This is a genomic window from Streptomyces sp. SolWspMP-5a-2, from assembly GCF_900091845.1.
Classification (GTDB): domain Bacteria; phylum Actinomycetota; class Actinomycetes; order Streptomycetales; family Streptomycetaceae; genus Streptomyces; species Streptomyces doudnae.
The window spans coordinates 1-13616 of the sequence record NZ_FMCI01000078.1 but is presented as its reverse complement, the minus strand read 5'-3'; the positions used below and the strand labels follow the sequence as shown (position 1 = coordinate 13616).

8 protein-coding genes and 1 pseudogene are annotated in these 13616 nt (G+C 70.5%); 6 read left to right on the top strand and 3 right to left on the bottom strand.

The genetic code is table 11. The features are described 5' to 3' along the window. Positions 1-117: 117 nt before the first annotated feature. Together GA0115242_RS07030 and GA0115242_RS07025 are read right to left on the bottom strand one after the other, a co-directional pair. Positions 118-1626: a glycosyltransferase family 87 protein gene (locus GA0115242_RS07030; protein WP_093825633.1), complete on the bottom strand. Its 1509-nt coding sequence runs from the start codon at positions 1624-1626 to the stop codon at positions 118-120. A 328-nt stretch (positions 1627-1954) separates the two neighbouring features. Next, a complete protein-coding gene (locus GA0115242_RS07025; protein WP_093825631.1) occupies positions 1955-4645 on the bottom strand; it encodes a transglycosylase domain-containing protein in 2691 nt (896 codons plus the stop codon). 353 nt (positions 4646-4998) lie between these two features. Between GA0115242_RS07025 and GA0115242_RS07020 the strand changes: the two genes are divergently transcribed. The 4 genes from GA0115242_RS07020 to GA0115242_RS07005 all read left to right on the top strand — a co-directional run bounded on the left by GA0115242_RS07020 (position 4999) and on the right by GA0115242_RS07005 (position 8827). After that, complete coding sequence (locus GA0115242_RS07020; protein ID WP_093825629.1) at positions 4999-5682, top strand: PadR family transcriptional regulator; 684 nt, start codon at positions 4999-5001, stop codon at positions 5680-5682. Positions 5683-5724: 42 nt separating this feature from the next. Beyond that, entirely contained in the window at positions 5725-6807 is a 1083-nt protein-coding gene (locus GA0115242_RS07015) for an inositol-3-phosphate synthase (RefSeq protein WP_093825627.1), read from the top strand. 129 nt (positions 6808-6936) lie between these two features. Further along, a complete protein-coding gene (locus tag GA0115242_RS07010) occupies positions 6937-8199 on the top strand; it encodes an MFS transporter (protein ID WP_093825625.1) in 1263 nt (420 codons plus the stop codon). Positions 8200-8320: 121 nt separating this feature from the next. Further along, entirely contained in the window at positions 8321-8827 is a 507-nt protein-coding gene (locus GA0115242_RS07005; protein WP_093825623.1) for an LppU/SCO3897 family protein, read from the top strand. Positions 8828-8999: 172 nt separating this feature from the next. Here GA0115242_RS07005 and GA0115242_RS07000 read toward each other — a convergent pair whose 3' ends face one another. Next, positions 9000-10442, bottom strand: a complete 1443-nt coding sequence (locus GA0115242_RS07000) for a CCA tRNA nucleotidyltransferase (RefSeq protein WP_093825621.1) — start codon at positions 10440-10442, stop codon at positions 9000-9002. A gap of 255 nt (positions 10443-10697) precedes the next feature. On the opposite strand from GA0115242_RS07000, the gene GA0115242_RS06995 reads away from it, so the two are divergent. Both GA0115242_RS06995 and GA0115242_RS06990 read left to right on the top strand, forming a co-directional pair. Next, positions 10698-13088: a DUF6049 family protein gene (locus GA0115242_RS06995; protein WP_093825619.1), complete on the top strand. Its 2391-nt coding sequence runs from the start codon at positions 10698-10700 to the stop codon at positions 13086-13088. Positions 13089-13130: 42 nt separating this feature from the next. After that, positions 13131-13616: pseudogene (locus tag GA0115242_RS06990) on the top strand (murein biosynthesis integral membrane protein MurJ); the annotation flags it as partial.

The window sequence follows — 13616 nt, the reverse complement described above, 5'->3', positions numbered from 1 at the left end:
CTCCGTCGTACGCGGTGGCTCCGGGCGCCCGGAGCCGCGCGTTCCCACCCTGTTCGCCCAGAGCGAACGGCTGCCGGACCGAGCGGAGGCCCCGCCCGGACGGAGGTCGGCCGGACGTCAGGCCGGGCGGTCGGCAGGGGACGTCCCCGCCTCGCTGCCCCACTCCACCGGCGGGCCCTCGACCGGCGTCTCCCGGTCCTGCGGACGGGCCGCGGGGCCGAGCACGAAGACGTCCCGCGCCCCGTCGAGCACCCCGCCCGAGGGGTCGTCGTCGCCCGCCCTGCGCACCGGGTCCCGCTCCGGCAGCAGGATGTCGCGGACCACGACGGCGCACAGGTAGAGCGTGCCGAGCAGGTGGACGGCGATCGCCCAGTGGTAGCCGTCCTGCGGGAGTCCCTTGTGGGCGTCGCCGCTGGTCGTGTAGGCGAGGTACATCCAGATGCCCAGGAAGTACAGGACCTCGCAGGCCTGCCAGATCAGGAAGTCGCGCCACTTGGGCCTCGCCAGCACCGCCAGCGGCACCAGCCACAGGACGTACTGCGGCGAGTAGACCTTGTTGGTGAGGATGAACACCGCGACGACCAGGAAGGCGAGTTGCGCGAACCGCGGGCGGCGGGGCGCGGTCAGGGTGAGCACCGCGATGCCCGCGCAGCCGAGCAGCACCAGGAGCGTCGCCAGGGTGTTGACGGTGTCGGTGGTCAGCGGGTCCGTCGAGTTCTGGGCGAGGATCAGCCAGAACGACCCGAAGTCGACGCCCCGGTCGTGGCTGAAGCGGTAGAACTGCGCCCAGCCGTCCCAGGCGAGCACCATCACCGGCAGGTTCACCACGATCCAGGCGACCGCGGTGCCGCCGAGCGCCTTGCCGAACTCCCGCCACTTCCCGGCCCGCCAGCACAGCACGAACAGCGGGCCGAGCAGGAAGAGGGGGTAGAGCTTGGCGGCCGTGGCGAGGCCCAGGAGGACGCCGAAGGCGAGCGCCCGGCCCCGGGACCACATCAGCATCGCCGCGGCCGTCAGGGCGACCGCCAGCAGGTCCCAGTTGATGGTGGCGGTCAGCGCGAAGGCGGGCGCCAGGGCGACCAGCAGGCCGTCCCAGGGGCGCCTGGCGTGCGTACGGGCGACGGAGACGGCGATGACGGCCGCGCAGACCATCAGCATCCCCGCGTTGACCATCCAGTACCACTGTTCCTGGTGCTGGATGGTGCCGCTGCCCGGTGTGAACCAGCCGGCCACCTCCATGAACACGCCGGTGAGCACCGGGTATTCGAGGTAGGGCATGTCGCCGGGGAGCTTGTCGAAGTACGGCACGAGACCGTCGGCGAATCCCCGGCCCTGGTACAGGTGCGGGATGTCCGAGTAGCAGGCCTTGGTGTACTGCGAGCTGGCGCCGAAGAACCAGGCGCCGTTGTAGCAGGGCGCCTTCTGGACCAAACCGAGGGCGAACATGCCGATCGCCAGGAGTGCGACGACCCGCACCGGGGTCCACCAGGAGGTGCCGGTCAGGGCGAACCGCCCCAGCGGGCCGCCGATCAGCTCGCTCCCGGACCGGGCGACCGGGTCCTCCCTGGTGGGCGGTACCGGATCGGGCTCGTGCGCGCGCGCTTGCGTCGATTCTGCACTGGGCATGGCGCACATCCTGCCGTATGGGCCTGGGAGCGACGACGGCGGCGGCGTGGCCGGGCCCGCCCCGGGGCGAATCGGCGGAGAAGTCAGCGGATTCCGGACGGCGGCCACGGAATTCCTTTTTGCGGGCCCGTCTTCCCGCTATTCGCCGCCGCGTCGGACCGGAAAGCGAATAGGGAACGGCGGAAAGGGCGACCGGCGCGGGAACGGGAGTGCGCGCGGGCCCGCGCGGCCGTGGGTGACAGGCGTGCCCGAGGTCTGCGGCAGGCGCTCCCCGCACGGCGAGGGCCCCGGAGCGGTCGCTCCGGGGCCCTCGTCCTGTGTGCGGGCGCTAGCCGTTGGGTCCTCCGAAGAGGCCCCCGTTCTCATTGCCCCTGGTGGTGCCGGTGGTGCTCTCCGTCTCCGACGTCGTGGGCGAGGGCGAGGAGCCGCCGTCCGTCCCGCCGTCGTCGGTGCCACCGGTGTCGTCGTTGCACTGCCAGCCGAACCGGCAGGACTCAGTCGGCGACGGCGAGGGGGGGCTGGACTCCGACTTGGTGGGCGTGGGGCTCGGCGACGGCGACTCCTCCTCGGTCTCGGTGGGCGTCGGGGTCGGCGTCGGCGTCGGGTCGGCGTTGACGACCTCGCCGATCGGCTCCGGGGTCGGGAACTTCTCCACCGGAAGGCCCTTCATCGCCTGTTCCATGTAGTCGTGCCAGATCTCGGACGGGAACGAGGCACCGTGGATCTTCGCCTGGCCACCCGTGCCGAACATCTTGAGGAACGTCCGGTTCTTCTGCGTCTCGTCGTCGTCGTAGCGGAACATCGTGATCGACGTCGACAGCTGCGGGGTGTAGCCCACGAACCAGGCGGACTTGTTGCCGTCGGTGGTACCGGTCTTGCCCGCCACCTCACGCCCGCTGAGCTGGGCGTTGGTGCCGGTGCCCTTCTCCACCACGGTCTTCAGCACGTCGGTGACGTTGTCCGCGACCTGCGAGGTGAAGGCCTGCGCGGTCTTGTCCTTGTGGGTGAAGACCGTGCCGTCCTTGTCGCTCACGCTCTTGACCGAGTAGGGGTCGCGCCGCTCGCCGCTGGCGGCGAAGGTGGCGTAGGCGCCCGCCATGCGGATGGCGCTGGGGTCGGAGATGCCGATGGAGAACGACGGGAAGCTGGTGCCCGCCAGGCTGTCCTCCTTGAGGCCGGCGTCGACGGCCGCCTCCTTGACCTTGTCCAGGCCGACATCCATGCCGAGCTGCACGAACGCGGAGTTCACCGACTCCCGCATCGCCTCACGCAGGTCGATCTTGTAGTCGGGCGGAGTGCCGTAGTCCTGGTTGCCGTCATTGGTCTGGAGCCACTCCTTGCCCTCCTCGTTCTTCCAGATCGTCCCGTCGTACTTCTTGATCTTCAGCTGGTCCTGGCCGCTGAACAGGCTCTTCGGGGAGACCTGGGTGCGCTCGTCCTGGGCCTGCTCCTCGCCGAGGCTCTTGTCGCGCACGCCCCACTTCATCGCCGCCGCGAGCACGAACGGCTTGAACGTCGAGCCGACCTGGGCGCCGGTGACGTCGGCGTTGTTGGTGAAGTGCTTGGTCGCGTCCTCGCCGCCGTAGATGGCGCGGATGGCACCGGTCGCCGGGTCGACCGAGGCGCCGCCGAACTGGACGTGGGTGTCCGTCTTCGGGCGCTGCTCGGGCTTGATGTTGGCCTTCTGGACCTTCGTGACCGCCGTCTCCAGCTCCTTGACCTTCTTCTTGTCGAAGGTCGTGTGGATGGAGTAGCCGCCCCGCTGGAGGTCGTCGGTGGTGATGTCGGTGTTGTTGACCAGGTACCCCTTGGCCAGGTCGACGAGGTAGCCGATCTGGCCGCTCAGCGCGAAGTTGGAGCGGGGGTTCTCCAGCTTGGGGAGCTTGGTGTACTCGGCCCGCTTCTGCGCGTCCAGGTGCCCGTACTCGACCATCTTGTCGAGCGTGTCCTGCATCTGGCTCAGGGCCCGCTTGGTGTTGGCCTCGCGGGTGGCGTTCACCGGGTCGATCGAGGGGTTGCCCGCCGGGTCGTAGTACGTGGCGCCCTTGAGGGTCGCCGCCAGGAACGCGCACTCACCGGGGTCGAGGTTCTTGGCCTCCTTGTTGAAGTACGCCCGGGACGCCGCCTGGAGCCCGTAGGCGCTGCGGCCGTAGTACGCCGAGTTCAGGTAGCCCGCCATGATCTGGTCCTTGGGGACCTTGGCGCCCACCTTGATCGAGACGAGGATCTCCTTGAACTTGCGGGAGATGGTCTGCGACTGGTCGTTCAGCATGGCGTTCTTCACGTACTGCTGGGTGATCGTGGAGCCGCCCTGGGTCTGGCCGCCCCGCGCCATGTTGAAGAACGCGCGCGCGATGCCCTTCGGGTCGACGCCGCCGTCGGTCTCGAAGGTCTTGTTCTCCTGCGAGATGACGGCGTACTGCATCTCCTTGGGGATCTGCGAGATGTTGATGTTCTGGCGGTTGACCTCACCGCCGGTGGACACCATCTGCGAGCCGTCGTTCCAGTAGAAGACGTTGTTCTGCGCGCTGGCCGTCTTGTCTATGTCCGGGACGCCCACGAGGGCGTACCCGACGCCCGCGACGGCGATCATGCCTCCGAAGAAGGCGATGAAGACCCCGGTCACCAGCTTCCACGACGGCAGCCAGCGGCCCGCGCCGTACTTGCCCGCGCGCGGGTAGTCGATGAAACGCTTCTTGGCGGGCTCGCCGGGGCGCCCTCTGCCCCGTCCCGGCCCGCCGGGACCGCCCGGTGGCGCGCCTCGGCGCCCCCCACGGGCGGGTTCGGCCGCCCTGCGGCGGCTCCCTCCACTCCTCTGCGACGCGCGCCTCGACTCGGCCCGGCCGCCGTACGACCGTTCCTCGTCCATCGGCTCCTGGCCCAACCCGTACTCGGACGGGGACCCGGTGGCGCCTCGCGGTGCCGCCCGGCGGCCGGAGGACGGGCCGGACTGGCCGCGTCGGGCCGCGGCACGTCCGCCTCCCTGCGGCTGCGGCGGTTTGCGACGGTGCTCGCTCATCGAACGACTACTCCTCGGGCAGGCGCACCCGTGCGCGCCTGGAAACGGCGGCTGGTTTCCGGTCCCCCCGAAGTACGGATGGGGTCGATTTCTCATTCACCCGTACTGCACCGAGGACCATGACGCCCCCTCGCGTCACTCGGTTCCCGGTGGTCTGCATGGCGGACAGACTACGCACCGCCAAAACCTCCCGAGGGCATAACTTCACCCCAAATCAGGCAACTTGCAGGGGGTGAATAAGTGATGTGATCCCGTTCACCATCTCACCTCTTGTCGCATGCGCAGCACCCGCCTATCGTCTAGATGTATCGAGTCGATACATCAGCGCGAGATAAAGACGAGGAGGCGAGAGGATGAGCCGGCGGTCCGGGATCCTCGAGTTCGCCGTACTCGGCCTGCTCCGCGAGTCCCCGATGCACGGCTACGAGCTGCGCAAGCGGCTCAACACGTCGCTCGGCGTGTTCCGTGCGTTCAGCTACGGGACGCTCTACCCCTGCCTCAAGACGCTGCTCGCCAGCGGCTGGTTGATAGAGGAGCCCGGCAACACCTCGGAGGACGCCCTGGCGGCGCCCCTCGCCGGACGGCGGGCCAAGATCGTCTACCGGCTGACCGCGCAGGGCAAGGAGCGCTTCGAGGAGCTGCTCTCGCAGACCGGCCCCGACGCGTACGAGGACGAGACCTTCGCCGCCCGCTTCGCCTTCTTCGGGCAGACCTCGCGGGACGTGCGCATGCGCGTGCTGGAGGGCCGCCGCAGCCGGCTGGAGGAGCGTCTGGAGAAGATGCGCGCCTCGCTGGCCCGCACGCGTGAGCGCCTCGACGACTACACGCTCGAGCTCCAGCGCCACGGGATGGAGTCCGTGGAGCGCGAAGTGCGCTGGCTGAACGAGCTCATCGAGAGCGAGCGGGCCGGACGCGACCTCACGGGGTCCGCGACCGGGGAGTCCGCTCAGCAGAACACCACATCTGGAGCGTCGGGCGCCCTGCCCCGGACCGGGGACGTCCCCGGTGCGGATGCGTCCGACGACACCGCAACGTGACGGTCCGTCCGGAACGTCACTCGTACACAGGGAGCAACCGGAATGGGTTCGATTCGTGTGGCCATCGTCGGCGTGGGCAACTGTGCCGCGTCGCTGGTGCAGGGAGTCGAGTACTACAAGGACGCCGACCCGGCGTCGAAGATCCCCGGTCTGATGCACGTGAAGTTCGGCGACTACCACGTCGGTGACGTCGAGTTCGTCGCCGCGTTCGACGTCGACGCCAAGAAGGTCGGCCTCGACCTCTCGGACGCGATCGGCGCCAGCGAGAACAACACCATCAAGATCTGCGACGTACCGAACAAGGGCGTCACGGTCCAGCGCGGCCACACCCTCGACGGCCTGGGCAAGTACTACCGGATGACGATCGAGGAGTCCGAGGAGGCGCCGGTCGACGTCGTCCAGGTCCTCAAGGACCAGCGCGTCGACGTCCTCGTCTGCTACCTGCCCGTCGGCTCCGAGGACGCGGCGAAGTTCTACGCGCAGGCTGCCATCGACGCCAAGGTCGCCTTCGTCAACGCCCTCCCGGTCTTCATCGCCGGCACCAAGGAGTGGGCGGACAAGTTCACCGAGGCCGGTGTCCCGATCGTCGGCGACGACATCAAGTCGCAGGTCGGCGCCACCATCACGCACCGTGTGATGGCGAAGCTCTTCGAGGACCGCGGTGTCCGGCTCGAGCGCACGATGCAGCTCAACGTCGGCGGCAACATGGACTTCAAGAACATGCTGGAGCGCGACCGCCTGGAGTCGAAGAAGATCTCCAAGACGCAGGCCGTCACCTCGCAGATCCCCGACCGCGAGCTGGGCGAGAAGAACGTCCACATCGGCCCGTCGGACTACGTCCAGTGGCTCGACGACCGCAAGTGGGCCTACGTCCGCCTGGAGGGCCGCGCCTTCGGTGACGTCCCGCTGAACCTGGAGTACAAGCTCGAGGTCTGGGACTCCCCGAACTCCGCGGGTGTCATCATCGACGCCCTGCGCGCCGCGAAGATCGCCAAGGACCGCGGCATCGGCGGCCCGATCCTCTCGGCCTCCTCGTACTTCATGAAGTCCCCGCCGGTCCAGTACTTCGACGACGAGGCGTACGCGAACGTCGAGAAGTTCATCCAGGGAGACGTCGAGCGCTGAGCGCCGCGCGCCGGTCCCGGCTGACCGGCGCCCGCTCTCCCCGCTGTCGCAAAATCGCTCCTGCCAGGGCTGTCGAAGGTCCCCGGGTCACCGACCCGGGGACCTTCGGCGTATGTGAGGCTGTGCCGCATGGCCGTCGTCCGAGATCTGCGCACCCTGCTGCGCCTCGGCAGCTTCCGGCGGCTGCTCGCCGTGCGGCTGCTGTCCCAGGGCGCCGACGGCGTCTACCAGGTCGCGCTCGCCGCGTACGTGGTCTTCTCGCCCGAGAAGCAGACCTCGCCCGCCGCGATCGCCACCGCGATGGCCGTCCTGCTGCTGCCGTACTCGCTGGTGGGCCCGTTCGCGGGGGTGCTGCTCGACCGCTGGCGGCGCCGTCAGGTCTTCCTGTACGGCAACCTGCTGCGCGCGCTGCTGGCCTCGGCGACGGCCGTCCTGATCGCCGCGGAGGTGCCCGACCGGTTCTTCTACGTCTCCGCGCTCTGCGTCACCGCCGTCAACCGCTTCGTGCTGGCGGGCCTGTCCGCCGCGCTGCCCCGGGTCGTCGACGACGAGCGCCTGGTGATGGCCAACTCCCTCTCCCCGACGGCCGGCACGCTCGCCGCCACCGCGGGCGGCGGCCTCGCCTTCCTGGTCCGGCTGGTGGGCGCCGACTCCGACGCCGCGGTGGTGCTCCTCGGGGCGGGCCTGTACCTGTGCGCGGGACTCGCCTCGCTGCGGCTGGGCCGGGAGCAACTGGGACCCGACCTCCCGCCGACCCGGCCCCGCCTCTCGACGGCGCTCTCCGGCACCGCGCACGACCTGGTGGCCGCGGTACGGCACCTGGCCGCGCCAGAGCGCCGGGAGGCCGCCTGGGCGCTGGGCACGATGACGCTGATGCGGTTCTGCTACGGCGCCCTGCTGGTCCTGGTGCTGATGCTGTGCCGGTACGCCTTCTCGACGACGACGGAGGCGGGGCTCGCCCTGCTGGGGCTCGCGCTGGGGGTCTCGGGGGCCGGCTTCTTCGTGGCGGCCGTGGTGACGCCCTGGGCCGCGGGGCGGTTCGGGCCGGTCCGCTGGATCGCCCTGTGCGCCGCCGCGGCCTGCGTCCTCGAACTCGCCCTCGGTCTCCCGTTCGCCGTGGCGCCCATGCTGGTCGCGGCGTTCGTGCTGGGGCTCACCACACAGGGCGCGAAGATCGCGACGGACACGATCGTCCAGTCGGCGGTCGACGACGGCTTCCGGGGCCGGGTCTTCTCGCTGTACGACGTGCTGTTCAACATCGCGTTCGTGGGCGCCGCGGGGGTGGCCGCCCTGATGCTCCCGCCGGACGGCCGTTCATCGGTCCTGGTCGTGACCGTCGCGGGCGTCTACGGAGCGGTATCTCTCGCTATGTTCCGCTTTAGGGCCCCTTAAGTGTCACATCAATGACACAGAGATCCCCAGGGTCTGGGGCGTTGTCAGTGGCGCCAGTTAACTTACGTGGGTCTTACCCGGGCCTTATGTCCGGCACACACTCACGTTCTAGGGGGAACCCATGTCCACTCCGCCGCCCCAGGGCCAGAATCCGTTCGCGCCGGGCCAGCAGCCGCCCGCCCCCGAGGGCCAGGCGGCTCCGCAGGGACAGACGCCCTACCCGCAGCACCCGGGGCAGGCGCCGTACCCGCCCCAGCCCGGGTTCCCCCAGCAGGGCGCGCCGGTGCCGCCGCCGCCCTCCACCGGCCGCCGGGTCAGCAAGACGCTGATACGCATCGGCGCGTTCGTCGTCGTCGCGATCATCGTCGCCGTGGTGAAGTTCTACGTCTTCCAGTCCGACGCGGAGACCACCTCGGTCGGCAGCTGCCTGCACAACGACGGAACCCAGGTCAAGCCGGACCTGAAGACGGTCGACTGCTCCTCGGGTGACGCGCAGTTCAAGGTGGTCGAGAAGTTCGACGGCACCAGCGACGACAGCAAGTGCGAGTCCGTCCAGGGCGCGACGATCTCCTACTACCAGACGGGCAACAACCACGACGTGGTGCTCTGCCTCAACGAGGTGAAATAGGACCCGACCCCCGGCATCCGGGGACCCGGCACGGCGCCGAGGGGCGGTGTTTCACGTGAAACACCGCCCCTCGCCGATTCCCGGCCCGGCCGATGGAAGACGGGGAGCCGGAAGACAGGGAGTGGGGGCATGTTTCACGTGAAACATGCCCCCACTCCGCGTCCCGTCCCGCTCAGTTCTGCTCGGCCCACCACTCCTTGAGCGCGGCCACCGCGGCCTCGTGCTCCATCGGACCGTTCTCCAGCCGCAGCTCCAGCAGGTGCTTGTAGGCGCTGCCGATCGCGGGCCCGGGACCGATGTCCAGGATCCGCATGATCTCGTTGCCGTCGAGGTCCGGGCGGATCGAGTCCAGCTCCTCCTGCTCCTGGAGCTGCGCGATCCGCTCCTCCAGGCCGTCGTAGGCCCGGGAGAGGGTGGCCGCCTTGCGCTTGTTGCGGGTGGTGCAGTCCGAGCGGGTGAGCTGGTGCAGCCGGCTCAGGAGCGGCCCCGCGTCCCGGACGTAGCGGCGCACCGCGGAGTCCGTCCACTCGCCGGTGCCGTAGCCGTGGAAGCGCAGGTGCAGCTCGACCAGCCGGGAGACGTCCCGCACCAGGTCGTTCGAGTACTTCAGCTCCGTCATGCGCTTCTTGGTCATCTTCGCGCCGACGACCTCGTGATGGTGGAACGAGACCCGCCCGTCCTCCTCGAAGCGCCGGGTGCGCGGCTTGCCGATGTCGTGCAGCAGCGCGGCCAGCCGCAGGACGAGGTCGGGGCCGTCCTCCTCCAGCGCCATCGCCTGCTCCAGGACGATCAGGGTGTGCTCGTAGACGTCCTTGTGCCGGTGGTGCTCGTCGCTCTCCAGGCGCAGCGCGGGCAGCTCCGGCAGGACGTGGTCGGCGATCCCGGAGTCGACGAGGAGCGTCAGGCCCTTGCGGGGGTGCGCGGAGACGAGCAGCTTGTTCAGCTCCTCCCGGACCCGCTCGGCCGAGACGATCCCGATCCGCCCGGCCATGTCCTTCATCGCCGTGACGACCTCGGGGGCCACCTCGAAGTCGAGCTGCGCGGCGAAGCGTGCGGCGCGCATCATCCGCAGCGGGTCGTCCGAGAAGGACGCCTCGGGGGTGCCGGGCGTGCGCAGCACCCGCGCGGCGAGGTCCGCCCGGCCGTCGTGCGGGTCGATGAGCGTGCGCTCCGGCAGCGCCAGGGCCATCGCGTTCACGGTGAAGTCGCGCCGGACGAGGTCCTCGTCGATGGAGTCGCCGTAGGAGACCTCGGGCTTGCGCGAGGTGCGGTCGTAGGCCTCCGACCGGTAGGTGGTCACCTCGATCTGGAAGCCGTCCTTCTGCGCGCCGACCGTGCCGAAGGCGATCCCGACCTCCCACACCGCGTCCGCCCAGGGCCGCACGATCGCGAGGACGTCGTCGGGGCGTGCGTCGGTCGTGAAGTCGAGGTCGTTGCCGAGCCGGCCGAGCAGCGCGTCCCGCACCGAACCGCCGACCAGGGCGAGAGAGAACCCGGCCTCCTGGAAGCGGCGGGCGAGGTCGTCGGCAACGGGGGCGACGCTCAGTGGCTCGTTCACCGCGGGCGGTCGCTCCTGGCTCGGGACAGCGGAATTTTCTTCGTTGGCGTTCGGCACAACAGAAGAGGGTACGTGGCCCGAGGAGCCCGGGGCGCCTCCATAAAACGTTCACGGACACCTCCCCCGATACCCCCGCAAGGCCCGCTCTTGCGGCGCAGCACGGCTCTCCTCTCCATACGCGGATATAGGGGACGCCCGGGATCGCGCGGCCGATCTTGTGGAGCAGACCGCGGCACTTCACCTCAGCTCGCATCGTTACCATGCGTGGACGCACAATCCGACGACCACTGACGACGAGGGACGGGCGAGCGCGTGGCCGAGGCGGCAGACTTTCCGAGGACGAGTCCCTCACCTGCCCGCCGCTTGCTGCGGCGCACCGGGGCTCTGCTCACGGGTGCGCCTCTGCTGGCCGGCCTCCTCCAGTTGCCCACGGCCCTCCCGGCGCAGGCCGCCGAGCCGTCGTCGCTGCGGGAGGCGTCCGGTTCCGGCGCGGTCTCCGTCGCGCTCGACTCGCTGTCCCCGGCCGCGCCGACGGACGGGGACACGCTGACCGTCTCGGGCACGGTGACCAACAACGGCAAGCAGGCGGTGACCGACGCGCACGTGGGGCTGCGGCTGGGTTCCGCGCTCGGCACCCGCTCCGCGATCGACGACGTGAGCGACGACGGCACGGACGTCCGCACCGCCGCGGGGACGGAGGTGGGCGGAAAGTACGTGGAGAAGTTCGCGAAGCTCACGCCGGGCGTCGCCGAGCACTTCAGCATCCAGGTGCCGGTCGACAAGCTCGACCTCGGCGACGACGGCGTCTACCCGTTCGCGGTCTCGCTCTCCGGCATGACCTCCGCGCAGCCCTGGGACCAGCTCCTGGGCATCCAGCGGACGTTCCTGCCGTACCAGTCCGAAGAGGCCGACACGACGACGCGGACGACGTACCTGTGGCCGCTGATCTCCACCGTGCACATGACGGCGGAGACCGGCGCCAACGACCAGCAGACGCCGGTCTTCCTCGACGACGACCTGGCCAAGGAGATCGCTCCCGGCGGGCGTCTCGACCAGATGCTGTCGCTGGGCGCCGGTCTCGACGTCACCTGGGTGGTCGACCCCGATCTGCTGGCCTCGGTCGACGCGATGACCCGCAGCTACCGGGTGCGCAACGGCGACGGCGGCACCGTGGCGGGCACCCACCAGGCGGTCGCCAAGGCATGGCTGGCGCAGGCGCAGAAGGCGGTGGCCGACAAGGAGGTCGTCGCGCTCCCCTTCGCGGACCCCGACCTGGCCTCGCTGGCGCACAACGGCACGGGCGTGGCGGGTTCGCTGAGCAGGCTCAAGGACGCCACCGACGTCGTCGGCAACACCGTCGAGCCGATCCTGCACGTGAAGCCGGTCACCGACTTCGCGTGGCCGGTCAACGGCGCCGTCGACCCGTCGATCGTCAAGGTCGCCACCTCGGCGGGCGCCGACAAGATCATCACCCGCAGCGACAGCCTCCAGGAGAGCGGCGGCCTGTCCTACACGCCCTCGGCGGCCCGCCCGATCGGCGGCGGCACCACGGCGGTGGTCGCGGACGCCCGGCTCTCGACCGCGTTCCAGGGCGACCTGACGACCGCCTCGGCGTCCACGCTCGCGGTGCAGGAGTTCCTCGCCCAGAGCCTGTCGGTCGACGGCCAGACGGACACCCAGCGCAGCGTCGTCGTCGCCCCGCAGCGGATGCCCACGGCGAGCCAGGCGCAGGCGATGGCGCAGGCCCTGACGGCCCTCCAGAGCGGCAACTGGTCGACGTCCCAGGAGCTGGCGGGGGCGTCGAAGGCGAAGCCCACCCCCGGCGCCACCACGCGGGTCCCGTCGGCGTCCGCCTACCCGGCCTCGCTGCGCAGGCAGCAGCTGCCGCGGTCGGCGTTCCAGCAGATCGCGGCCACCGAGGCCAAGCTCGACAGCTTCCAGGTGATCCTCAGCGACCGGTCCCGGGTGGTGACCCCCTTCGGGCGGGCCATGAACCGTGAGATGTCCACCTCCTGGCGGGGGCGCCCCGCCGACGCGGAGAGCTTCCGCGGCGCGGTGGCGGACCACCTGGAAGAGCTGGCCGATCAGGTCAAGCTGATCGACAAGTCGGACACCAAGCTCTCCGGGCGCAGCGCCACCATCCCGGTGACCGTGCAGAACAACCTGGTGCAGAACGTCGACCATCTGGTGCTGCGGCTCAGCTCGACCAACCCCACCCGCCTCCAGATCGGCGGGCACGACTACTACGAGCAGCCCGTGTCGGTCTCCGGCGGCCACGCGCAGACGGTGAAGTTCACCACCTCGGCCAAGGCGAACGGCCAGGCCACGGTGGTCGCCCAGCTGTACACGCAGGACGGGCAGGCCTACGGCGCCCCCGTCACCTTCGACGTCAAGGTCACCGAGTTCACGGCGACCGTGATGCTGGTGATCGGCGGCGGCTTCCTGCTCCTGGTGCTGGCGGGCTTCCGGATGTACACCCAGCGCAAGCGGGCGGCGGCACGGGACGCGGAGGACGGCGGCCCCGACGAGGCGGACGGTCCCGGCGACGGGCCGCACGGTCCGCGGGACCCCGAGGACCGTGCCGGGGAGGGGCCCGGCGCCGACGCCCGGGTGGCCGACCCGGGGCAGCCGAGTGACCCGACGCCGGACACCCCAGCGGAAAGCGCGGACCCGTCCGGCACGGGTGAGAGAGTGGACCGTTGACATGTCGTGGCCGGTGGGCCGGGGACGATGAGGTGGGTAGCGATGAACGCGCCGTACGACGGTGACCGCGGCCAGGGCGCGGGCGGCTCGGGTCACCCCGAGGGCCCGCCGCCCGAGGACGGCCAGGTTCCGCCGCAGCAGCCCGCCGATCCGTACCTCCAGGACGCCTACGCGCCTGATCCGTACCGGGCGAAGGACCTCTCCGCGCAGGACCCGGTCGCCGAGGCGCTCTACGACCGGGCCGCGCACCCGCCGCCGCCCCCGGGCACCCAGCAGCCGCCGCGGCCGCTGTACGGGCGCCCCACGCAGGCGTCGTACGCGCCCGACCCGCGGGTGTGGGCCCAGACGCCGCCGCCCGAGCCGGGCGCGGCCACCCAGTACCTGCCGCACGGCGACGACCCGCGCACGACGGAGTTCGTCGGCGTCGACGACCTCGTCACCCAGGCGGGCGACGAGCGCCCCGGGCAGGACGCCTTCGCGCATCTCTTCCGGGACCAGCAGCAGGGCGGCGGCTACGGCGGCCCGCCG

Bases quoted from the DNA above. Each gene is read 5' to 3' on its own strand.
- GA0115242_RS07030 (WP_093825633.1), bottom strand. From the start codon at position 1,626: ATGCCCAGTGCAGAATCGACGCAAGCGCGCGCGCACGAGCCCGATCCG.
- GA0115242_RS07025 (WP_093825631.1), bottom strand. From the start codon at position 4,645: ATGAGCGAGCACCGTCGCAAACCGCCGCAGCCGCAGGGAGGCGGACGT.
- GA0115242_RS07020 (WP_093825629.1), top strand. From the start codon at position 4,999: ATGAGCCGGCGGTCCGGGATCCTCGAGTTCGCCGTACTCGGCCTGCTC.
- GA0115242_RS07015 (WP_093825627.1), top strand. From the start codon at position 5,725: ATGGGTTCGATTCGTGTGGCCATCGTCGGCGTGGGCAACTGTGCCGCG.
- GA0115242_RS07010 (WP_093825625.1), top strand. From the start codon at position 6,937: ATGGCCGTCGTCCGAGATCTGCGCACCCTGCTGCGCCTCGGCAGCTTC.
- GA0115242_RS07005 (WP_093825623.1), top strand. From the start codon at position 8,321: ATGTCCACTCCGCCGCCCCAGGGCCAGAATCCGTTCGCGCCGGGCCAG.